Origin of the sequence: Pseudoxanthomonas suwonensis, from assembly GCF_010093235.1 — a bacterium.
In the GTDB taxonomy this organism is placed as follows: domain Bacteria; phylum Pseudomonadota; class Gammaproteobacteria; order Xanthomonadales; family Xanthomonadaceae; genus Pseudoxanthomonas; species Pseudoxanthomonas suwonensis.
The window spans coordinates 27344-48548 of record NZ_PDWP01000003.1 but is presented as its reverse complement, the minus strand read 5'-3'; the positions used below and the strand labels follow the sequence as shown (position 1 = coordinate 48548).

The 21205-nt window shown below is 69.9% G+C and carries 14 protein-coding genes and 1 tRNA gene; 3 read left to right on the top strand and 12 right to left on the bottom strand.

Annotated elements, in window-relative coordinates:
- Positions 1–120: 120 nt before the first annotated feature.
- Together CSC68_RS01980 and CSC68_RS01975 are read left to right on the top strand one after the other, a co-directional pair.
- Entirely contained in the window at positions 121–915 is a 795-nt protein-coding gene (locus CSC68_RS01980; protein WP_162201823.1) for a carboxylesterase family protein, read from the top strand.
- A 13-nt stretch (positions 916–928) separates the two neighbouring features.
- Complete coding sequence (locus CSC68_RS01975; protein ID WP_162201822.1) at positions 929–1195, top strand: hypothetical protein; 267 nt, start codon at positions 929–931, stop codon at positions 1193–1195.
- Positions 1196–1299: 104 nt separating this feature from the next.
- Here CSC68_RS01975 and pgi read toward each other — a convergent pair whose 3' ends face one another.
- The 6 genes from pgi to pcnB form a co-directional block, all read right to left on the bottom strand.
- On the bottom strand, positions 1300–2814 hold the full coding sequence (pgi, locus tag CSC68_RS01970) for a glucose-6-phosphate isomerase (protein WP_162201821.1): 1515 nt from the start codon (positions 2812–2814) through the stop codon (positions 1300–1302).
- Positions 2814–3194: an aspartate 1-decarboxylase gene (panD, locus tag CSC68_RS01965; RefSeq protein ID WP_162201820.1), complete on the bottom strand. Its 381-nt coding sequence runs from the start codon at positions 3192–3194 to the stop codon at positions 2814–2816. Before panD ends, pgi begins: the two co-directional genes overlap by 1 nt.
- 127 nt (positions 3195–3321) lie before the next feature.
- A complete protein-coding gene (gene panC, locus CSC68_RS01960; RefSeq protein ID WP_162201819.1) occupies positions 3322–4164 on the bottom strand; it encodes a pantoate--beta-alanine ligase in 843 nt (280 codons plus the stop codon).
- A 27-nt stretch (positions 4165–4191) separates the two neighbouring features.
- On the bottom strand, positions 4192–5007 hold the full coding sequence (gene panB / locus CSC68_RS01955) for a 3-methyl-2-oxobutanoate hydroxymethyltransferase (RefSeq protein WP_162201818.1): 816 nt from the start codon (positions 5005–5007) through the stop codon (positions 4192–4194).
- A 93-nt stretch (positions 5008–5100) separates the two neighbouring features.
- The gene (folK, locus tag CSC68_RS01950) at positions 5101–5604 is read right to left on the bottom strand and encodes a 2-amino-4-hydroxy-6-hydroxymethyldihydropteridine diphosphokinase (RefSeq protein WP_162201817.1); all 504 of its coding nucleotides are present in this window, start codon (positions 5602–5604) and stop codon (positions 5101–5103) included.
- Positions 5601–6938 carry a polynucleotide adenylyltransferase PcnB gene (pcnB, locus tag CSC68_RS01945; RefSeq protein ID WP_425501187.1) on the bottom strand — a complete coding sequence of 446 codons (1338 nt, stop codon included), beginning with the start codon at positions 6936–6938 and terminating at the stop codon, positions 5601–5603. Before pcnB ends, folK begins: the two co-directional genes overlap by 4 nt.
- 104 nt (positions 6939–7042) lie before the next feature.
- On the opposite strand from pcnB, the gene CSC68_RS01940 reads away from it, so the two are divergent.
- Positions 7043–7117 (top strand) — tRNA-Glu (locus CSC68_RS01940).
- Between the two features lie 153 nt (positions 7118–7270).
- On the opposite strand, the gene CSC68_RS01935 is transcribed toward CSC68_RS01940, so the two are convergent.
- The 6 genes from CSC68_RS01935 to CSC68_RS01910 all read right to left on the bottom strand — a co-directional run bounded on the left by CSC68_RS01935 (position 7271) and on the right by CSC68_RS01910 (position 21081).
- Positions 7271–8716 carry a sugar porter family MFS transporter gene (locus CSC68_RS01935; RefSeq protein ID WP_162201816.1) on the bottom strand — a complete coding sequence of 482 codons (1446 nt, stop codon included), beginning with the start codon at positions 8714–8716 and terminating at the stop codon, positions 7271–7273.
- 76 nt (positions 8717–8792) lie between these two features.
- Positions 8793–11213 (bottom strand): glycoside hydrolase family 95 protein, encoded by a 2421-nt coding sequence (locus CSC68_RS01930; RefSeq protein ID WP_162201815.1) that lies wholly within the window; start codon positions 11211–11213, stop codon positions 8793–8795.
- Positions 11214–11289: 76 nt separating this feature from the next.
- On the bottom strand, positions 11290–14157 hold the full coding sequence (locus tag CSC68_RS01925; protein WP_211365676.1) for a TIM-barrel domain-containing protein: 2868 nt from the start codon (positions 14155–14157) through the stop codon (positions 11290–11292).
- Between the two features lie 40 nt (positions 14158–14197).
- Complete coding sequence (locus CSC68_RS01920) at positions 14198–15907, bottom strand: GH35 family beta-galactosidase (protein ID WP_425501186.1); 1710 nt, start codon at positions 15905–15907, stop codon at positions 14198–14200.
- Between the two features lie 19 nt (positions 15908–15926).
- Positions 15927–17873, bottom strand: a complete 1947-nt coding sequence (locus CSC68_RS01915; protein ID WP_162201813.1) for a sialate O-acetylesterase — start codon at positions 17871–17873, stop codon at positions 15927–15929.
- A 286-nt stretch (positions 17874–18159) separates the two neighbouring features.
- A complete protein-coding gene (locus tag CSC68_RS01910) occupies positions 18160–21081 on the bottom strand; it encodes a TonB-dependent receptor (protein ID WP_162201812.1) in 2922 nt (973 codons plus the stop codon).
- Between the last annotated feature and the right edge of the window lie 124 nt (positions 21082–21205).

The window sequence follows — 21205 nt, the reverse complement described above, 5'->3', positions numbered from 1 at the left end:
AGGGCCGGGTGGCCACGGCTGCCCGGCCCTTCGCATGTCCGGCGGACGCGGGCGGGCCGCGTCGATCGCACCTGGCAGCCAATGGGCCTAAGCTGGATTGCCGTCGCGGAGGACCTTCCGATGCGCCTGTTCCTTCTGCTACCCGCCCTGCTGCTGAGCCTGCTCGTGAGCGCCTGCCAGACACGCCCTTCGCCGCCGGCTACCGGCACCATCGTTCCGCGCACCCTCGAGTTCGAGGGCCGCAGCCATCGCTACGCGGTCTTCGTGCCAGCCGCAACGCACCAGCAAGGCCCGTTGCCGGTGGTGCTGTCCCTGCACGGCTCGGGCGAGCGCGGCAGCGACGGCCATGCCCAGACCACTGCCGGCCTGGGCCCGTACCTGCGCCGCAATGCCGATGCATTCCCGGCGCTCGTCGTGATGCCGCAGGTGGCCCAGGGCGAGGAATGGACCGGTGCCAACTCGCGCATGGCCCTTGCGGCGTTGGATGCCGCCAGCGCCGAATTCAGCGGCGACCCGGCGCGCACCTATGCCACCGGCATGTCGATGGGCGGCTACGGCACCTGGGAGGTCGCGCTGCTTGCGCCGCACCGCTTCGCCGCGCTGGTGCCGGTATGCGCCGGCGTGCTCGCGCCGCGCGCGGTACGCCCTACCCTCTACGTCACCCCCGTGGCCGACGCGCCCAATCCGCATGCCGCGCTGGTGCAACGCCTGCGCCCCCTGCCGGTGTGGATGTTCCATGGCGCCCGCGACGACCTGGTGCTGCCGCACGACACCCGCCGCGTGTACGAACTCGCGCGCCAGGCAGGCGCGGATTTCCGCTATACCGAATACCCCGAAGGCAACCACAATGCCTGGGACGCGACCTATGCCGATCCCGCGATGTGGGAATGGCTGTTCGCCCAGCGCCTGCCCTGAACCGGACCTTCCCGTGCCCCTGCTGATCGACGACTACTTCGAGCCCGGATGGCGCCTGCGCGCCGTCACCTGCGCCGCCTGCGAATGGGAAGGCGACAGCCGCGCCATGACCCTGGAGCCGCACGAGGACCTCAGCGAGTACCTGTGCCCACGATGCGAGGACATCGTGCTGGTGGTACGCCATCCCGACCTGGCCCAGGTGCAGGCGGCCGCCGCGGCGGGCCACCCGGAGGCGATCGAGCAGCTGGCGCTGATGCAGGAATACCTGTCGCGCAGTTAAAACCGGGAGCAGTGCCGGGGTCAGAGTGCTATTTCCACTCGATTCCGTTTTCGTGCCTGATTCCGACGATGGAAATCGCACCCTGACCCCGGTTTGAAACCGGCTCAGCCGCGCAGGCGCGCGATCAGCGAAGCGGTAACCGGATCCTGCGCCTGGCCCTCGCCACGCAGCGCCGGCAGCAGGGTATTGGCCACCTGCTTGCCCAGCTCCACGCCGAACTGGTCGAAGGCGTTGATGCCCCACGCCACCGACTGCACGTACACGCTGTGCTCGTACATGGCCAGCAGCGCGCCCAGCGAAGCCGGGGTCAGCGAGTCCAGCACGATGGTGGTGCTCGGTCGCCCGCCCGGATAGGCGCGGTGCGGATCCTCGCTGGACTGGCCATTGGCCAGCGCCTCGGTCTGCGCCAGCAGGTTGGACAGCAGCGCCTCGTGGTTCTGCGCGTACGGATCGTCGTTGCGCACCGTGCCGATGAAATCGGCCGGCACGATACCGGTGCCCTGGTGCAGGGCCTGGAAGAAACTGTGCTGCACGTCGGTGCCGGCACCGCCCCACCACACCGGAACGGTGTCGCCATCGACCGGGCTGCCATCGACCTTGACCCGCTTGCCCAGCGATTCCATCACCAGCTGCTGCAGGTAGGCCGGCAGCAGGGCCAGGCGCTGGTCGTAGGTCATCACCGCATGCGAGGCCAGGCCCAGCGCATTGCGGTTCCACACCGCGGTCAGGCCGTGGCGCACGGCGAGGTTGGCTTCCAGCGGCGCCTCCAGCACATGGCGGTCGAACTCCGCCGCGCCGCCCAGCAGCTCATCGAACGCCTTCGTGCCGATCGCCAGCGCGATCGGGAAGCCCACCGCCGACCACAGCGAATAGCGGCCGCCGACCCAGTCCCACATCGGCAGCACCCGCTCCGGCGCGATGTCGAATGCCGAGGCGGCGCGCTCCGGATTGGCGCTGACCGCGTAGATGCGCCCGCTGCCGCCCAGCCAGTCGCGCACGATGGCGCCGTTGAGCAGGGTTTCCTGGGTGCCGAAGGTCTTGGAGATGAACACCGCCGCGGTGCGCTTCGGGTCCAGCGGCGCCAGCACGCGCTGGGCGGCGGCGCCGTCGACGTTGGAGATGAAGTGCACGCGGAAGCGGCCCGGCAGCGGGCCGCGCAGCGCGTCGGCCACCAGCCGCGGGCCCAGGTCCGAGCCGCCGATGCCGACGCTGACGATGTCGGTGACGTCGCTGGCTTCCAGGTCGCGCACCAGCGCGTACATGCGCTGGCGCACGGCCGCCGCGGTCTCGTAGGCCTGGCGCGCCACCGGCGACTGCGACAGGTCGCCGCGCAGCGCGGTATGCAGCACCGAGCGGCCCTCGGTCAGGTTGATCTTCTCGCCGTCGAACAGGCGCCGGAACGCGACCGGCAGCTCGAGCTGGCGGGCCAGCTGCAGCAGCGCGTCCCAGGCCGCGGCGTCGTAGCGCTGGCGGGCGAAGGGCGCGTACAGCGGCCCCACCTGCAGCGCGTGGGCGTCCACCCGCCCCGGTTCGTCTTTCAGCAGCCCTGCGATGCTGGCGCCGGCAAGGCGCGAGGCGTGGGACTGGAGGGATTCGATACCGGGAGCGGATGTCGTCATCAGGCAGCCTGCTTGGGGATTGAATGGTTGGTATGGGTGATGCGGTTCTGGCCGTCCACGTACACCAGGTTCGGCTGGAACGCATCGGCTTCGGCGGCGTCCATCGAAGCGAACGCGGCGATGATCACCAGGTCGCCGACCTGCACGTGGCGCGCGGCACCGCCGTTGAGCGAGATGATGCCGCTGCCCTCGTCGGCGCGGATCGCGTAGGTGGTGAAGCGCGCGCCGTTGGTCACGTCCCACACATGCACCTGCTCGAACTCGCGGATGCCGGTGGCATCCAGCAGCAGGCCATCGATCGCCACCGAGCCTTCGTAGTTGAGCTCGGAGTGGGTGACGGTGGCGCGGTGGATCTTGGCTTTGAGCAGGCTCAGGTGCATGGGGAGGGCTCCGGGGTCTTGGATGGTAGCAATGCCGGCGTCGCGGTTGCGACCGCGGGCACGGCGCATGCCCGGCACAGGCCGTTGCATGCGAAAGCGTCGATGGCGGGCCCGGGGGCCCGCCGGCTCAGAACTCGAGGTTGTCGATCAGGCGGGTATTGCCCAGGCGCGCGGCGACCAGCGCCACCCGCGGGCCGCCTTCGCCCTCGGCGGGCTCGGACAGGTCCGGCCGGCGCAGTACGGCGTAGTCGACGTCGAACCCGGCGGCGGTGAGCGCGGCGCGGCCCTCGGCCTCCACCTGGGCGCGCGGCGCGCCGCCGAGGTGGGCGTCGCGCATCGCGCACAGCACCCGATGGATGGTGGCCGCGCGCGGTCGCTCATCGGCGCCCAGGTACTGGTTGCGCGAGCTCATCGCCAGGCCATCGGCCTCGCGCACGATCGGACCACCGATGATCTCGATCGGGAACTGCAGGTCGGCCACCAGCTGCCGGATCACCGCCAGCTGCTGGTAGTCCTTGAGCCCGAAAGCGGCCACGTCCGGCTGCACCTGGTTGAACAGGCGGCTGACCACGGTGCACACGCCGTCGAAGTGCCCGGGGCGGCACTCGCCCTCCAGCACCTGGCTCACGCCCGGCACGTGCACCTTCGAGGCAAGCTCCACGCCGAACGGATACATCGACTCGACCGTCGGCAGCCACAGCACGTCGCAGCCGGCATCGCCCAGGCCGGCGGTATCGGCATCCGGGGTCCGCGGGTAACGGGTGAAGTCCTCGTTCGGCCCGAACTGGGTCGGATTGACGAACACGCTGGAGACCACGCGGTCCACGTGCTGGCGGACCAGCCGCACCAGCGAGAAGTGGCCGGCATGCAGGTTGCCCATGGTGGGCACGAAGCCCACGCGCAGGCCTTCGCGCTTCCAGCCGCGCACGCGTTCGCGCAGCGCGTCCAGCTCGGTAATGGTTTCGATCATCGTACTGCCAGGAAAAGGGGGAAAGGCTCAGGCGTAAGCGTGCGCGGCGTCGGGGAAGCTGCCGTCGCGCACGGCCTCGGCGTAGGCGCGCACGGCGCCGGCGACCGAACCGCCTTCGGCGAGGAAGTCCTTGACGAAGCGCGGACGGCGGTGGCCGCTGTCCAGCCCGAGGAAGTCGTGCAGCACCAGCACCTGGCCGTCGCAATGCGGGCCGGCGCCGATGCCGATGGTCGGGATCTGCAGCGAGGCGGTGATCTGCTGCGCCAGCGGGGTCGGCACGCACTCGAGCACCAGCAGCGAGGCGCCGGCCTCCTGCACCGCCAGGGCGTCCGCGCGCAGCCGCGCCGCGGCCTGCTCGTCGCGGCCCTGCAGCTTGAAGCCGCCGAGCTTGAGCACCGACTGCGGGGTCAGGCCCAGGTGCGCGCACACCGGGATGTCGCGCTCGGCCAGGAAGCGGATCACTTCCAGCTTGTGGCCCGCGCCTTCCAGCTTGACCATCTGCGCGCCGGCCTGCAGCAGCGCCACCGAGGCATCCAGCGCCCGCTCGGGGGTGGCGTCGGCCTGGAACGGCAGGTCGCTGACCAGCAGCGCCTGCTTCAGTACCCGGGCCACCGCGGCGGTGTGGTAGGCGATGTCGGCCACGGTCACCGGCAGGGTCGAACCATGGCCCTGCACCACCATGCCCAGCGAGTCGCCGACCAGGACCAGATCGATCCCGTTCTGGTCCATGACCCGGGCAAAGCCGGCGTCGTACGCGGTCAGCATCGCCATGCGCCGGCCCTGGCGCTTGGCTTCGGCCAGCGCGGGAACGGTCCACGGCTTCTGATCGGCATGTACGCTCATTTCGGTATCCGGTTCGGCAAGCCGCGCATTATCGCGCAAAACCCCGCCCTGGCCCGGTTCCGCCAGGCCACGCAGCGTCCCGCGGCTGCGGATTCAGGCCGGCTGCAGGACCTCCACGCCGGCCGGGTCGACCGCGGCCAGTGCGTCGGCGACGGTTCCCAGGCCGGGGATGGCGGCTCCGGGGGCGATCTCGGCCAGCGGCACCAGGACGAAGGCGCGCTGGTGGAGGTAGGGATGCGGCACCTGCAGGCCTGGCAGGTCCAGCATCTGGTCGCCGTACAGCAGCAGGTCCAGGTCCAGTACCCGGGGCCCCCAGCGGGTGCCCTCCCCGCCGCGGACGCGGCCTGCGTCGCGCTCGATCCGCAGCAGCGCGTCCAGCAGCTCCAGCGGCGGCAGCGAGGTTTCCAGCACGGCCGCGGCGTTGACGAAGTCGGGCTGGTCGGTACGCCCCCAGGCGGGCGTCCGGTACAGGCGCGAGGATGCCAGCAGGCGGCTGCCCGGCAGCCCGGCCAGTGCCGGGAAGGCCGCGGCCACGGTGGCGGCGGCCTCGCCCAGGTTCGCGCCCAGGCCGATGCAGGCGCGGACCGGCGTGTTCATTCGGAGGCGGCGGCGGACCCGCGCCGGCGGCGGCGGCGGCGGCGGCGCGGCGCGCCATCCGAGTCGTCTTCCTCGGCGGTCGCGGCGGAGGCGTCGAGGCTGGCGGCCAGGGCATCGCCCGAACTGCGCTGCGCCTCCCGCCAGAACTCGACGTCGGCGGCATGGCTTTCCGAAGCGGCCAGGCGCAGTACCAGGAAGTCGTAGGCGGCGCGGAATCGCGGATGCGCCAGCAGCCGGAACACACGCTTGCGCTGGCGGCTGGAGAAGCGCGACTGCAGCAGCCAGATCTCCTGCATCGGCAGGGAGAAACGCTTGGGCAGGGCGATGGTCTGCACCTGGTGCAGGGTCACCCGGTCGGCGGCGCGACGCTGGGCCTCTTCCAGCTGCATGCCCTGCGCCTGCAGTCCGGCCAGGGCTCGGCAATAGGCGGGCCACAGCAGCAGCGCGAACAGGAACGCCGGGGACACCGGCTCGTCCGCGGCAACCCGGGCGTCGGTGCCGGCCAGTCCCTGCAGGACCATGCGACGCAGCGCGCCGCTGCGGTTGGAACGCAGCGCGGCGGCGGTCTCGGGCATCAGCGCCGCCAGCAGGCCGTGGCGCTCCAGGCCCTCGAAGCTGGCCACCGCGTGGCCGGACAGGAACAGCTTGAGCATCTCCTCGAACAGGCGCGCCGGGGACGCTTCGGCCAGCAGCGGGGCCAGGCGCGGGATCGGCTCGGCGGTGGGCGGATCGATGGTGAAGCCCAGCTTGGCCGCCAGGCGCACCGCGCGCAGCATGCGCACCGGGTCCTCGCGGTAACGGGTCTCCGGATCGCCGATCAGGCGCATGCGCCGCGCCAGCACGTCCTCGAAACCGCCGGTGTAGTCGCGCACCGAGAAGTCCTCGATCGCGTAGTACAGGGCGTTGCAGGTGAAGTCGCGGCGGACCGCGTCCTCCTCGATCGTGCCGTAGACGTTGTCGCGGACCAGCCGGCCGTCCTCGATCTCGCGGTCGCCGCTGCCGTCGTCGCTGTTGGCGCGGAAGGTCGCCACCTCGATGATCTCGCGCCCGTAGACCACGTGGGCCAGGCGGAAGCGGCGGCCGATCAGGCGGCAGTTGCGGAACAGCTGCTTGACCTGTTCGGGCGTGGCGTCGGTGGCCACGTCGAAGTCCTTGGGGTGCATGCCCAGCAGCAGGTCGCGGACCGCGCCGCCGACCAGGTAGGCACCAAAGCCGGCCTCGCGGAGCCGGTAAAGCACGCGCAGGGCGTTGGGACTGATGTCCTTGCGCGAGATCGGGTGCTGGTCACGCGGAACGCTGCGCAGGACAGGATGCGGGAGGGCTTGCGGATCGATGGGAGTGCTTCCGTGGACTTTGGAAAAATTTTCCACCGGGGGCATTGCCGTCCGGCTGGCGGGTGAATATACTAGCGCGCCTTCGCTGGGAACACCCGCACAACGCTCCCTTCGTCTAGTGGTTAGGACGTGGCCCTCTCAAGGCTAAAACAGGGGTTCGAGTCCCCTAGGGAGCGCCATCCCGGTGCAGCGAAGCAGACGAGAAACCCCGCCCCGGCGGGGTTTTTTGTTGCCCGCGCGTAGGCATGCGCGAAAAGCCCCGCGATGCGGGGCTCTCCGTTCCGGGTGACGGACCGGCCCGGATGCGGCAAACGCATCCGGGCACGAGGCGGTCAGCCTTCCATCTGCTCCAGCTCGCGGCCGCGGGTCTCGCGCACGAACCGCAGCACGAAGAACACCGACAGCACCGCCGCCGCCGCGTACAGCCCGTAGGCCGCCGCCAGGCCGATGCCCGCCAGCAGCATCGGGAAGGTCCAGGTGATGACGAAGTTCGCCACCCACTGCGCCAGGCCCGCCACCGCCAGGCCCGAGCCGCGGATCTGGTTGGGGAACATCTCGCCCAGCATCACCCACATCACCGGGCCCCACGAGGCGTTGAAGAACACCACGTAGGCGTTGGCCGCCACCAGCGCCACCAGGCCCATCTGCCCCGGCAGCTGCAGCTTGCCGGCCGCATCCAGGGTCCCGGTCGAGAACGCCCAGGCCACGATGCCCAGGGTCACCGCCATGCCCGCCGAACCCACCCACAGCAGCGGCTTGCGGCCGACCCTGTCGACCAGGACGATCGTCACCAGGCAGGCGCCGATGCTCAGCGCGCCGGACAGCACGTTGATCAGCAGCGCGTCGTTCTCCGAGAAGCCCACCGCCTGCCACAGCACCGCGCCGTAGTAGAACACCACGTTGATGCCCACCAGCTGCTGGAACGTGGCCAGGCCAATGCCCACCCATACGATCGGCCGCACCTTGCCGGTGGCCTTGCTGATCAGGTCCGACAGGCGCGGACGGTGGTGGTCGGCCGCCAGCGAGGCGTCGATCTCGGCCAGCTTGCGCGCCCCGCCCTGCTCGCCGTACAGCCGCGCCAGCACCTTGGCCGCCTTGTCCTTCAGGCCACGGGCCACCAGGTAGCGCGGGCTCTCGGGAATGAAGAACAGCGCGCCCAGGAACAGGAAGGCCGGGGCCAGCTCGGCCCAGAACATCCAGCGCCAGGCCTCGTAGTCCCACCACAGCACCGCGGTCGAGGCGCCGGCATGGCCGGCCAGCCACCAGTTGCTCAGGAAGGAGAAGAACAGGCCGGAGATGATCGCGATCTGCTGCACCGTGGCCAGGCGGCCGCGGTAGCGCGCCGGGGCCACCTCGGCGATGTAGGCCGGCGACATCCCGCTGGCCGCGCCCACCGCCAGGCCCCCGAGCACGCGGTAGACCACGAACTCCGCCGAGGAGGTGGCGATGCCCGAGCCCCAGGCCGATACGATGAAGAACACCGCCGCCCACAGCTGCATCGTGCGCCGGCCGTAGCGGTCGGCCAGGGTCCCGGCGAACCAGGCGCCGACCGCGCAGCCCAGCAGCATCGAGGCCACGTTGAAGCCGGTCACCGCCGCGTCGGACTTGAACGCCGCCACCAGGCCGTCGACCGTGCCGTTGATCACGCCGCTGTCGTAGCCGAACAGGAAGCCACCGATCGTGGCCACCAGGCTGATCAGGATGATGAAACGCGTGTTCTCGCCGCCGGCCGCTTCGATGTTCGTCGCGCCAGCGCTGGTGTTGCCAATGCCCGCCATCAGGGGGTCCCTCCAGTGAGTACCTGCTGCCGGAAATCCCGGCGTATCTGTTGTCGTGTACCTGCCGCCTGTCGCCTCAGGCCAGGCGGACCAGCCGCCTGCCCCTGCGTCCCACCATCGCCGCCTCGCCCGGTTGCAGTTCCAGCTCCAGGAGCTGCTCCCGGTATTCGATCCGGAAGCGGCCGCCGTGCCGCGCATGCAACCTGGCCTGCCGCAACAGGCCAGCGTCCCACTCCAGCGCCACCTCGGCCGCGCCGCGGACGCGCAGGCCGGACACTCTACCCTGTGGCCAGGCCCGTGGCAGCGCCGGCAGCAGGAAGACCGTGTCGCCCCAGCTCTGCAACAGCATCTCGGTGATGCCGGCAGTGCCGCCGAAGTTGCCATCGATCTGGAACGGTGGGTGCGCGTCGAACAGGTTGGGATAGGTGCGTTCCGGGCCCAGCAGCATGCCCAGCACCTTGTACGCGCGCCCGGCGTCGCGCAGCCGCGCCCACAGGTTCAGGCGCCAGCCGATCCCCCAACCGGTGGCTTCGTCGCCCCGGATCTCCAGCGAACGTCGCGCCGCCGCGGCCAGTTCCGGCGTATCGCGCACATTGATTTGGCTCGATGGATGCAGCGCATAGAGGTGCGAGACGTGCCGGTGGTCCATCTCCGGCGCCTCCATGTCCCAGTCCTGCTGCCACTCCTGCAACTGGCCGGCCCTGCCGATCCGGTGCGGCGGCAGGCATTCGCGCAGCGTCGCCAGGCGCGCGGAAAGGTCGGCGTCCACGCCCAGCAGGCCGGCGATGGCGATGCAGCGGTCGAACAGGTCGCGCAGGATCTGCGCGTCCATCGATGGCCCGGCGCACAGCGAGGCGCCGTGCGGATGCGGATTCTCCGGCGAGATCGACGGCGCGGTGACCATGGCGCCGCTGGCCGGGTCCTCCACCAGGGTTGCGGCGAAGAACTCGGCCGCGCCGCGGAACAGCGGCCACACCTTCTCCAGGTAGCCGGGCTCGCGGCCATAGTCCCAGCGGTCCCACAGGTGCTGCAGCAGCCAGGCGCCCCCCATCGGCCACAGGCCCCACTGCGCGCCGTCGATGGGTGCGGCCTGGCGCCACAGGTCGGTGTTGTGGTGCACCACCCAGCCTGGTGCCCCATACATGCGCCGGGCCACGTCGGCGCCGGTCCGTGCCAGCTCGGCGACCATGCGCTCCAGCGGCTCCACGCACTCCGGCAGCGCATTGGCCTCCGCCGGCCAGTAGTTCATCTGGGTGTTGATGTTGATCGTGTACTTGCTCTCCCACGGCGGAGCGAGCAGGTCGTTCCAGATGCCCTGCAGGTTCGCCGGCTGCGTGCCCGGGCGCGAACTACAGATCAGCAGGTACCGCCCGAACTGGTGGTACAGCGCCGCCAGCTCCGGATCCCTGCCCTCGGCGAACCGGGCGACGCGCGCGTCGGTTGGCAGCGCGGCGACCTCCCCTGCGCTGCGCCCCAGGTCGATGGACACACGCCGGAACAGGCGCTGGTGCTCGGCCTCGTGCGCCACCAGCAGCGCGTCCCACGGTTTGCGCGAGGCCGCATCCAGCTGCGTGCGCGTGGTCGCCTCCGGGTCGCCGCCGATATCGTCGTAACGGCGGAAGCTGGTGGCGGCCGCCAGCAGCAGGACCACCTCGTCCGCGCCCTCGACCTCGATGCGCCCCGCGCGGTGGCGCAGCGTGCCGCCGCTGGCCAGCACTTTCAGCCGCGCGGCAAAGTGCAGGCCGCCCTCGATGCCGAACGCGTCGCCATTGCGCCCGCGCAGCAGCAGGCCGTCGCCGCCGTCATGCACCCCCTCAGCCTCGGCGTGGTCGCTGTCCAAGCCGATCCGCACCCGCACCCGGCCCGGCTGGCTGGTGGCCAGGCGCACGGCCAGGCACTGGTCCGCCGCGGAAACGAAGGCCTGGCGGGTGTGCTGCAGCTTCCAGCCGGAGCCGAAGGTGGTGGTGGCCAGGGCGCGGTCCAGGTCCAGCTCGCGCCGGTAGTCGTCCAGGCCGGAGATCTCGAGGAAATCCAGGCGCAGGTCACCCAGCGGCTGGTACGGCATCTGCTTGCGCGGCCGGCCCATCATGGTCGCGTCGGCCAGGGCCTCGGCCTCGGCGTAGCGGCCGGCAAACAGCAGGCGCCGCACTTCCGGCAATGCCTGCAGCGCCCCCTCCGGCACCGGGTCGTAGGGCCGCCCGGCGTAAAGCGTGTCCTCGTTGAGCTGCAGCCGTTCCGAGCGCCCTCCGCCCCACACCATCGCCCCGAGCCGGCCGTTGCCCAGCGGCAGGGCCTCGACCCAGCGCGTGGCCGGGCGCGGATACCAGAGGCGCAGGGGACGCTGCGGCGCCGGGTTGCTGCCGGCATGGGCGCTCCCCGCGTCGCCCGATGCGGCGTCCATGGCAGCGGCGCCGGACGTAGCCAGCGCCGACGGCGCGGCGCCGGCCGCAAGCGCGGCCGCGGTGGCCTTGATCAGTTCGCGGCGGGTCAGATGCATCGACGCAGTACTCCCGTGCGGGTCCGGTGGTGATGCCGTGCCGGACCTGCCGGCGCAGCGCCAGGGCACCCGGGCCTCAACCGCGCGGACGACGCACCGTAACGGCGTTTCCGGTGTAGCGCACGATGGCGTCGGCCTCCGGCTCCAGGGTGCCCGCATCGCCACGCGGCCCATCGATCCAGCGCACGCGGATCTCGCGCTGCCCGACCATGCCCGGATAGCTGCCCTCGCGACTTCCGATCACGAGCTCCCCCTTGGCCTCGTTCCAGGCCAGGGGGATGCGCGCGAACTCGCCGCGCTCGTAACCGTAGTTGCGGCCGTCGTCCTCGTACAGCGAAAAGCTGCCGTCGGCACCGGTGTAGACCTCGATGGTCAGTGGGGCGTCGGGCTTCTCGTCCACGTATTGCTGGACCACGGTGCGCGGCACGATGGAGCCGGCACGCACGAACAGAGGACTGCGCTCCAGCGGCGCATCGGCGGTGATCGCCTGCCCGCCGGCATGTCGCTGGCCGGTGTGGAAGTCGATCCAGCTCGTGCCAGCCGGCAGGTAGACCTGGCGCTCGCGCGCCTGGTAGCGGGTGATCGGCGCGACCAGGAAGGCCGGGCCGAACAGGTACTGGTCGGCGATGTCGCGCACCTCCGGGTCCTGCGGGAAATCCATGGCCAGCGCCCGGAGGATGGTGCCGTCGCGGTGCCAGGTATCGGCCGCCAGGGTGTAGATGTAGGGCAGCAGGGAGTAACGCAGCTTCAGGTAATGCACGAAGCTGTCGTAGTGTGGCGTGCCTTCCGGCGCGATCTCCCAGATCTCGCGGTACGGGAACTGGCCATGCAGGCGGAACACCGGCACGAAGGCGCCGTACTGGAACCAGCGCAGGTTCTGCTCGCGCCACTCGTCGAGGTGCGCAGGGTCCTTCTGCTCATAGCGACGCTCGGGCGAAAAGCCACCGATGTCCATCGACACGTTCGGCGCGCCGGCCATGGAGGCGTTGACCAGTCCGGAGATCTGTTCGCGCAGGTCGTCCCAGCGCGGGACGATGTCGCCGCTCCAGAAGGCAGCGGCGGCGCGCTGCTGCCCGGCGAAGAACGCGCGGGAGAGGATGAACACGCGCTTGTCCGGATCGACCTCGCGCGAGCCGCGGTACACGCCCTCCGAATGCGGCAGCGGATAGGCGTTGAAGTACTCGACCGAGGAGCCCAGCGCGTTCGGCATCGTCCGCGCCTTGCGCTCGCCCACGTCGATGTTGCTGTGCAGGTCCGGCTCGGAGGCGTCCAGCCACCAGGCGTCGATGCCCTTGCTGTTGAGCTTTTCGTTCACCTGGCGCCAGAAGATGTCCTGGGCCTGCCTCGAGAACGGATCGTAGAAGGAGTTCAGGTAGCCCTTGCCGATCCAGTCGAGCTCGCCGACCTCGATGTTGCGTTTGTACATGAAACCCGCCGCATCCAGCTCCTTGTAGTGTTCGGTGGCCGGATAGAACTTCGGCCACACCGAGATCATGATCTGCGCGTGCTGGTCATGGACGTGCCGGATCATTTCCTCCGGGTCCGGGAAGTTGGCCGGATCGAAGTCGTGCGATCCCCAGGCGTCCTCGGGCCAGTACGACCAGTCCAGCACGATGGCGTCGATCGGCAGCTTGCGGCGTCGGTATTCGTCCAGCACCCCGGTCAGTTCGGCCTGGGTCTTGTAGCGCTCGCGGCTCTGCCAGAAGCCGTAGGACCACTTCGGTAGGATCACCGCCTTTCCGGTCAGCTGGCGGTAGCCGGCGATCAGTTCGTCGGCGTTCCCGCCGGCGACCACGTAGTAGTCGATCATCTGCCCGGCTTCGGACCAGATCGAAAGATCGGAGGCCTCGTCCGCCGGCAGCGGATCACGATGCAGCAGGGCGATATAGGCCGGGTCGATGGTGTCCCACTCGACCCTGATGGGGTAGCGGCGTCCCGGCTCCAGGTCCAGGGCGAACTCGTGGTGCCAGGGATTCCAGTTCTGGCGCCAGCGGTCGATCACCAGCTGGCCGTCCACGTACACCTTCGCGTACTCGCTGTTGTACATCGAGAAGGTGTGCCGGCCACCTGTCCTCGCCTCGATCGCGCCCTCCCAGGTCACCAGGGTGCGGCCGTCTTCGGCCTTGTTCTTCGCCCGTTCCGGAAACGCGGACAGGTCCTTGATGTACTGGTAGTTGATCCCGGCCTCGCGGCGCTGCACGCGCACCTTGCCGTCGATCGAATAGGTCGCGGTGAGGCCGCCCGGCCTGCCGCTGGCGTCGTACACCTGCAGCGACTCCTGCAGCGGACGCAGGCCGCGCGGATCGCCATAGCGGGTGATCGAATTGTTGTCCCAGAGGATGCCGTAGTTGCGGGTCGAGACAAGGTACGGGATGGCGTTGTCGATGTTGTGCTGGAGCAGCTCGACGTCGCGACCCTTGAGGTTCATCCAGCCCTGCTGGTGCAGGCCGGTGCCGTACAGCGCCTCATCCTCGCTGGAGACGAACCGCTGGCGCAGGCTGTAGTAGTCGCGGCCGTCGAACTTCGCAGGCTGGAACTCGCGTCCGCCAGGGCGCTCGGCCAGCAGCGGCCGGCCTGCGGCGTCGAGGAAGCTGACGCTGCCATCGGCCAGGGCGACCTCGGCGGTAATGCCCGGCGCCTTGAGCCGCACCCGGCTGGCGTCCTCCTCCAGCTCGAACGCCGGTGGCGGCGACGGCGGGGCGGCGCGCATCAGGCTGGGACTGCGCTGGAAGCCGCCCTTTGGATCTGCACTGACGCGCACGATGCGGTCCGAGACCAGCTGCAGGCGCACGTCCGCCGCCCTCGTGTCGGCCGGGCGCACGACCACTCCGTCGGCCCGGCGCTCGACGGCCTGTGCCAGCGCCTGTGCCGGGGCCAGCGTGGCTGCCAGCGCCAGGGCCACCAGCGCACGCCCCGGGTGCATCGTCCTGCGGTTCTGCGTCATCCCTCTTCCCTCCCGCGCGGCGGAACGCGCCGCGATCGAATCAGTAGGTCGCCAACTTCACCCGCAGCAACTGGGTGGCGTCGGAGAAATTGAGCCCGTAGTCGGTCTGGTCGCCGTTCCAGCGGCGGCGGAACTTCCATTGGCCGTCCACGTACGTGCCCTCGTCCACGTATTCGTAGACCTGGCGCTCGGCCAGCGCCGGATCGGTGGCCACCAGGTTCACCCGCGCGTGCACGCCGGTGACCAGGAATTCGTCCGGGCCCAGCTGTACGACCAGGACGGCGCCAACCGGCTCCGGATTGCCCGGAGGCTGTCCCTGGAACCAGAACTGCGGCACGCCATAGGTCACCACCGCCTTCCACCTGTCGTCGATATGCAGGGTCTGCACCGGATTGCCGGGCTGTTCGGCGGTGCCGTGCACCCTGCCCTCGAAGCTGGCCTGGGCGACCACTGACGCCGCCGGCCGCACCAGCCGGTAATTGAGCGCGAACGGCTCCAGCGTCTCCGCATCCACGACCTTCGCGCCCAGCGGATAGTTGGAGTACTTCGAGAAGTCGATGCCGAACGGCGACCAGCCGATCGCCTGCCGCCCCAGTGCGGCGAAGAAGTAGCGCGCATACTCGGGACGGTTGCCGGTCTCGGCCACGAACAGAGGGTTGTCCGGGCGCGCGTAGCGCTCAAGCACGGTGGTGTAGTGGCTGTACTCCGGCATGTAGATGTCCGGCGCCAGCAGGTCGATGTGCGGCGCCGCGGCCTTGTACACGTCCAGCACGTTGTCGGTTGGCCCGCCGCTGGCGTACTGGCCCGGTTGGCCGGGGTTGAACGGGCCGCGCAACGCGGCGTTGATGTACATCGGCAACGGATACTCGGCCTTGCCGGCCTCGGCCACCTGGTCGATGAAGCGGGCGATGTGCCACGCATGGAAGAACTCGTCGGCATCGGCACCGAACACCTCGCGCCACGTGCCCGGCGGCCTGCCCAGCCTCTCCAGCAGCGCCGACGGCACTGGCGCCTCGAACGCCTGCTGCGCCAGCGGCGAGAAATCTCGCACGCCGCCATAGGTGCCTGGCTCGTTCTGCGGCTGGACCATGATCACGGTGCGCTGTGGATCGTTTTCCCTCAGGTGCCGCATCAGCTGCACGAAGGCCCTGCGGTCGGCCTCCAGCGTTTCCAGGCCGTGCGGCGACAGCGAATCAAGGATGCGGCCATCGGCGGTCACCACGCGCGGGAAACGTTTGTTGTCGAGCTTCACCCACGCCGGCGCGTAATGCGGCGCATTGTTCTTCCAGGTGGCGAACCACAGCAGGACCAGTCGCACCTCATGCTCGCGCGCCTGTGCCAGCAGGGTATCGACCCAGGAGAAGTCGAACCTGCCCTCCTCCGGCTCGACCTGTTCCCAGGCCACCGGCACCATCACCGTGTTCGGCTTGACCAGTCCGATCGCCGGCCACACGTCCTCCAGGGCCTGCGGCCAGTTGCTGGAGTTGTTCACCTGCGCGCCGAGGATGAGGAACGGCTTGCCATCCACCAGCAAGGCGTGGCGACCATCGCGGGTGACGATCTGCGGGATCGGCGCCTGGGCCGCGGAAGCCGCAGGCGCCGGCGCGTCAGCGGCAGGGCCGGAGTTCGCCGCCGTGGCACCCTCGCCTGCCTGGCGACTGCCACAGGCGGCCAGCAGCAGCGTGAACACCGTTCCCAGCAGCATTGCCGCCAAGCGTGGGCCATGCGCGCGGGTCGCGCGCTTCTGCATCGAGGCTTCCGGCATCAGGTCACCATTCGGCGGTGCGGAAAGGAGACGCCGGCAGCCCGTCGCGGCCGACCAGGTTCGCGTCCTTCGGGTCGTCGCTCCAGCCGTAGCGTGCGCTCACCGGCGAACGCACCACCTTGGCCTGCAGCACCACGGTGTCCCCCTCGATCCGCGCCTGCGCCGGATGGAACCGTCCGTCCGCGCCGGCCAGCTCGAACCCGGCCAGTGCACCATCGCCGCGCACGGCCAGGGCGCCATCGGCATGGTCGAAATGCAGCACCAGCTCGTGCCCGCGCACCTCGGCGCTGCGATACATCGGGCCGGTCCAGGCCATGTGCTGCTGGCCATAGACCTTGTTCAGCGCAATCCGTGCCAGCCGCTGCCCCACGACGTGCTTGTCGCGCGGATGGATGTCATGGGTGTCGCCGGCATCGGTGATCACCGCCTGGCCGGTGGCCGGCAGCGCCAGGGTCGCGCTCTGCGATTCGCGCAGCGTGGCCCAGGGACTGTCGATCACCCGGCCCTGCACGTCCAGCCGGTCGTCGCCAGAATGGAACGGCGCCAGCTGCACCCACAGGAACGGCAATTCCGGGTTCCGGAAGCCTTCACGCCAGCCTTCGATCAGGCCGCGGAACTGGTCGCGATACCGGTACGCGCCGTCGGGGCTGGCGTTGGTCTCGCCCTGGTACCAGATCACTCCGGCCAGCGCATACGGCTGCAAGGGATGCAGCATCGCGTTGTACAGCAGGGTGTCGCCCTGGTTCTTGTCGTCCAGCATCGACACGCTGACCTGTGCGGTGCGGAACAGCCAGGGCCCCTCCAGCGCGCGCGCGACGCCGCCCTGCGGCCGTACGAAGATCTCGTCGCGGGAACCCATGATGCCGCCGCCGCCACCATCGTCCTGGACCCGCACCGCGATGGTGTTGGTACCGGGGCGCAGCACGCCGGCCGGAACCTGGTAGACGCGTGGCTTGTTGTAGGCGTTCACCGTGCTGCCGACCTGGTGCCCGTTGACCCAGGTGGTGTCCGTGTCGTCGATCTGGCCCAGGCCCAGGGTGATGCCGGCCGCCGCCTCGGCTGCGCCGAGGTCGAACGTGGTGCGGTACCAGGCCACGCCATTCATCCCGTCGTAGCCCTGTGATTCCCACGCGGCGGGGACATTGATCGGCTGCCAGCCGGTGGTGTCGAGGTGGTCGGACGCGAACGCCTCTGAGGCGGGGTCGACCGGCTCCCATGCGGCCACGCGCTGGCGGACTGCCTGCTCGATCCTTTCCTCCGCGGCACGTCGCTCGCGCATCTTCGCTTCCAGCGCCGCCGCATCCAGGCCCAGCATGCCGGCGCCCATCCACGCCTCGATCGAGCTGCCGCCCCAGGTGCTGTCGATGATGCCCACCGGCACCTGCAGGGTACGGCGCAGGTCGCGCGCAAAGGCATAGCCGACGGCCGAGAATGTCCCCACCGTCTCCGGGCTGGCCGCCTGCCATTGCCCGCCTTCCAGCTGCGCGCGCGGCGCCTCCGCCCAGGAGCGCGGCACCTTGAAGTGGCGCAGCTGCGGATCGCCGGCGGACGCAATGTCCTCGCTCGCATGCAGGGTCTGCGCCACCGGCCATTCCATGTTCGACTGGCCCGAGGCCAGCCACACCTCGCCAAACATCACGTCGGCGATCCTCCGGCGTTCGCCGCAGGCATCCACCTCCAGGACATACGGGCCGCCCGCCGCATGCGCCGGCAGGCCCAGCGCCCAGCGCCCGTCGGCCGCGGCCGTGGCGCTCGCACGCCGGCCGTCCAGCTCCACCTCCACCCTGCAGCCCGGACGCGCCTGGCCCCATACCGGAAGCGGCCGGTCGCGCTGCAGCACGGCGCCGTCGGAAAAGACCAGGGGCAACTCGAGGCCGGAACCGGTGGCCGCCGATGCGGGAACTGCAAGCACCAGCCAGGCAAGGGGGGCGAGGACGCTCCGTGATGTCATCGTGCGGTTTCTCCGTGGATCACGCCGTGCCGGCCGGGCGGGCACGGCGATGGACAGTCATGGCGCATGGCGTGCGGGGGGACCAGGGAGCTGCGGCGGATCGCCCCCCGGCGAAGTCCTTGCGCGGACGGCACTCCACTCCCCGGCCGCCATCTTGCGGGTTCCCGCGGCCACGGCACGCTGCGACGCGACAAACGGAGCCGCCACCGACCGGCCGTTCCGGCTGCAGGCAGGGATCTGCGCCGGAAATGGCGGGCGGATCCCTGGCGCCTCCCTCCAGCCATGCTCAGAAGTTGACCCGCAGCGTGGCCGCATAGCGGCGGTCGTTGACGTACCACGAGGTTACCCGGTCGCCCGCGCCGCCCTGCTTCATGATGGTCCGCTGCTCGGCATTGTTGAGGTTGTTCATCTCCAGGCCGAGTTGGATATGGTCGGTGACCCTGTAGAAGATCGAACCGTCGAGCTGGCCGAAGTCGTCGCTGAACACCGGGAGCTTCCACGGGATGCCGCCGTCCTCGCCGTTGTAGCCGTTGGGCCCGATCGACAGCAGGTACTCGCTGCGCCAGTTGTAGGCGAAGCGCACCTGCCACGGCCCCTGCTCGTAGAACACGGCGAGGTTGTAGGAGTTCTTCGACAGGCCGTCGGCGGGCAGGTCGCCGAAGGTCGAGCCGTCGGTGTCCACCGGCTGGGTGTCCGAATCCGCAGGCACCCTGGTCGAGCTCCTGATGTACGTGTAGTTGGCCGACATGCCCAGGCCACTGAACGCACCAGGCAGGAAGTCGAAGAACTGGTTCCAGCCCAGCTCGACGCCCTGGATCCGCGCGGTGCCGACGTTGACGGGGCGCGTGACCAGGTAGTCGTATGCGTTGCCGTCGGCGCCCGGATAGGACACGAGCTGGGTCTGGCGGCGGAAGTAGTCCTTGACGTCCTTGTGGAACAGGTTGATCCAGGCCATGCCGCCATGGTCGGGATCGAAGTACCATTCGGCCGACAGGTCGAACTGGTTGGCCCGCATCGGATCCAGGTACGGGTTGTCGTAGGAGCTGCCGGTCAGCTCGAGGTCACCGATCGGCAGCGTGCCCTGCTGCGGCTCGGTCACGCCGTCGCGGGTGCCGACGGTGAGCACCTGGTAGGCCTGCATGTCACCGAAGTCCGGGCGGGCGATGGCCTTGGACGCGGCGAAGCGCAGGATGAGGTTGTCGGCCGGCTCCCAGCGCAGGTTGAGGCTCGGCAGCACGTCGGTGTATGCGTTCCGGGCGGAGATCGGCTCCACCTCGCCCGCCCCCAGGTACGGCGCATACGGCACGTCGGGATAGACCAGGAAACCGTCGGCGGTGTTCTCGGTGCGGACCACGCGCACGCCGATGTTGCCGTCCAGCAGCGCGCTGTCCAGGCCGAATTCCAGCATGAAGTACGCCGCGTAGGTGTCTTCCCTCTGCCTGTTGGTGTACTCGCCGCCGACCTCGCGCTCCTCGAAGCCGCCGTAGCAGCACAGGTAGTACGGGGTGGCCGCGGCGTGGATATCCATGTAGCTGGCCGGATAGCCAAGCGCGGTGGCCAGCACCGGCGCGTAGAACGCACCGGGCGTGCTGGCTCCGCCGCGGTAGAAGCTGGCGAAGGTCTGCAGGTTGACCAGGCTGGAGTTGACGGTCGCATCCAGGTCCAGGCCCGGCAGTTCCGCCGGCGCCGCCCAGCCTGCCATCCATGCCTGGAACACGGGCTGCCAGTTGTAGCCGGTGTCGATGTTGGTGGCGGTGCGCTGGGTAGTGCGCACGCCGGTCCGGAAGCCCTTGAGGAAGCCCGCGCTTTCGAACGAGTGGTCGATGTCGGCGCGCCAGGCGAGCTCGTCGGCCACGTTGTCCACCAGGTTCTCCATGGTGAAGCCCCAGTAGTAGTTCGCGGGATCCGCGGTGAAGGACCCGTCGATCCCGATCCGGGGAACGCCGCCGAGACCCACGTCGATCCAGGGAACATCGACCCCGAGGGACACGGTGGAATCCAGCGCGCGCGTATCGGCCTTGATGTACTGGAAGTCGGTCGAGAAACGGGTCAGGTCGCCAAGCTGCCACTTGAGGCCCAGCGACAGGTCGGTGGTCTTGGACTCGCGGTGCGAGGCGCGGATGTCGGTGCCCATCGGCACGCCGCCGGCCTGGGTCAGGCGGCCGGACCGGAACACGTTGCCGTCGAGCTCGTACGGCTGGCTGGCGTCGAGCGCGACCTGCAGCGGGTCGTTGGACACGAAGATCGCGTCCTCGTACCACAGCTCGTCGTAGCTGCTCTGGAACGCGGTGCCGGTGATCTCGACGTCCGCGTTCGGTCGCCACTGCAGGGCCACGTAGGCGCCATCGCGCTGGCGCTCGTACTCGAGGGTGCGCCAGTCGGCGCCGCGCGGCAGCCAGAGCTGCTCGTTGCCGCCGTCGCCATCCAGGTCGGAGTTGGCGTTGGCGAAGAACGGACGCACGAACAGGCCGTCGGTACGGGTCGCCAGCTCCGAGCGCGCCACGTCGAGCAGCAGGCCGAACTCGCCGGCACCGGTCTGCCTGCGGTTGCTGTACAGCAAGGAGCCGGAGGGCTTGTACTCCTCGACGAAATCGCCGTAGTTCACGCTCAGCGACGCGCCGACCTTCCGTCCTTCCTGGTCGAATGGCAGGCGGGTGCGCAGGTTGACCGTACCGCCCAGGCCGCCCTCGATCATCGAGGCGGTCTGGTTCTTGTACACGTCCACCCCGCCCATCAGTTCCGAAGGCACGTCCTGGAAGCTGAGGTTGCGCCCACCGGAAGCGGAGAAGCTGTCCCGGCCGTTGAGCTCGGAGCGCACCTGGGTCAGGCCGCGCACCGCCACCCCGCCGCCCTCGGCGGAGAAATGCTCCGGATCGCCGACCGACAGGAAGTGGTCGATGGTCACGCCCGGGATGCGCGACAGTGTTTCGGTGACGCTGCGGTCCGGCAGCGCGCCGATGTCCAGTGCGGTGACCGAATCGACAAAGGTCTCCGCGTCGCGCTTGATGTCCTGGGCGCGGTGGACCGCGCCACGGATGCCGGCGACGTGGACCGCGTCCAGTTCGACGGCTTCTTCCTGCGCCTGCTGCGCGTGGACGGTGGCGGACAGCGACAGGGCCACGCAGACGGCAAGCAGGCGGTGGCGACCGGTCACGACGGGGTGCGCAGCCGGGCCGATCCCCGTGCCGCGGTGGTGGTGCTTGGCCATTGCGTTCCCTCCCAGGACACGTTCGGTTCAAGCGTGGACGGGGTACGTCCGTCGGGTTGTCGCAGGCCTTCCTTCGGAGGGGCTGCAGGGTCGCGCGGCTTTGCCGGCGCAGGGGGGACCCGTG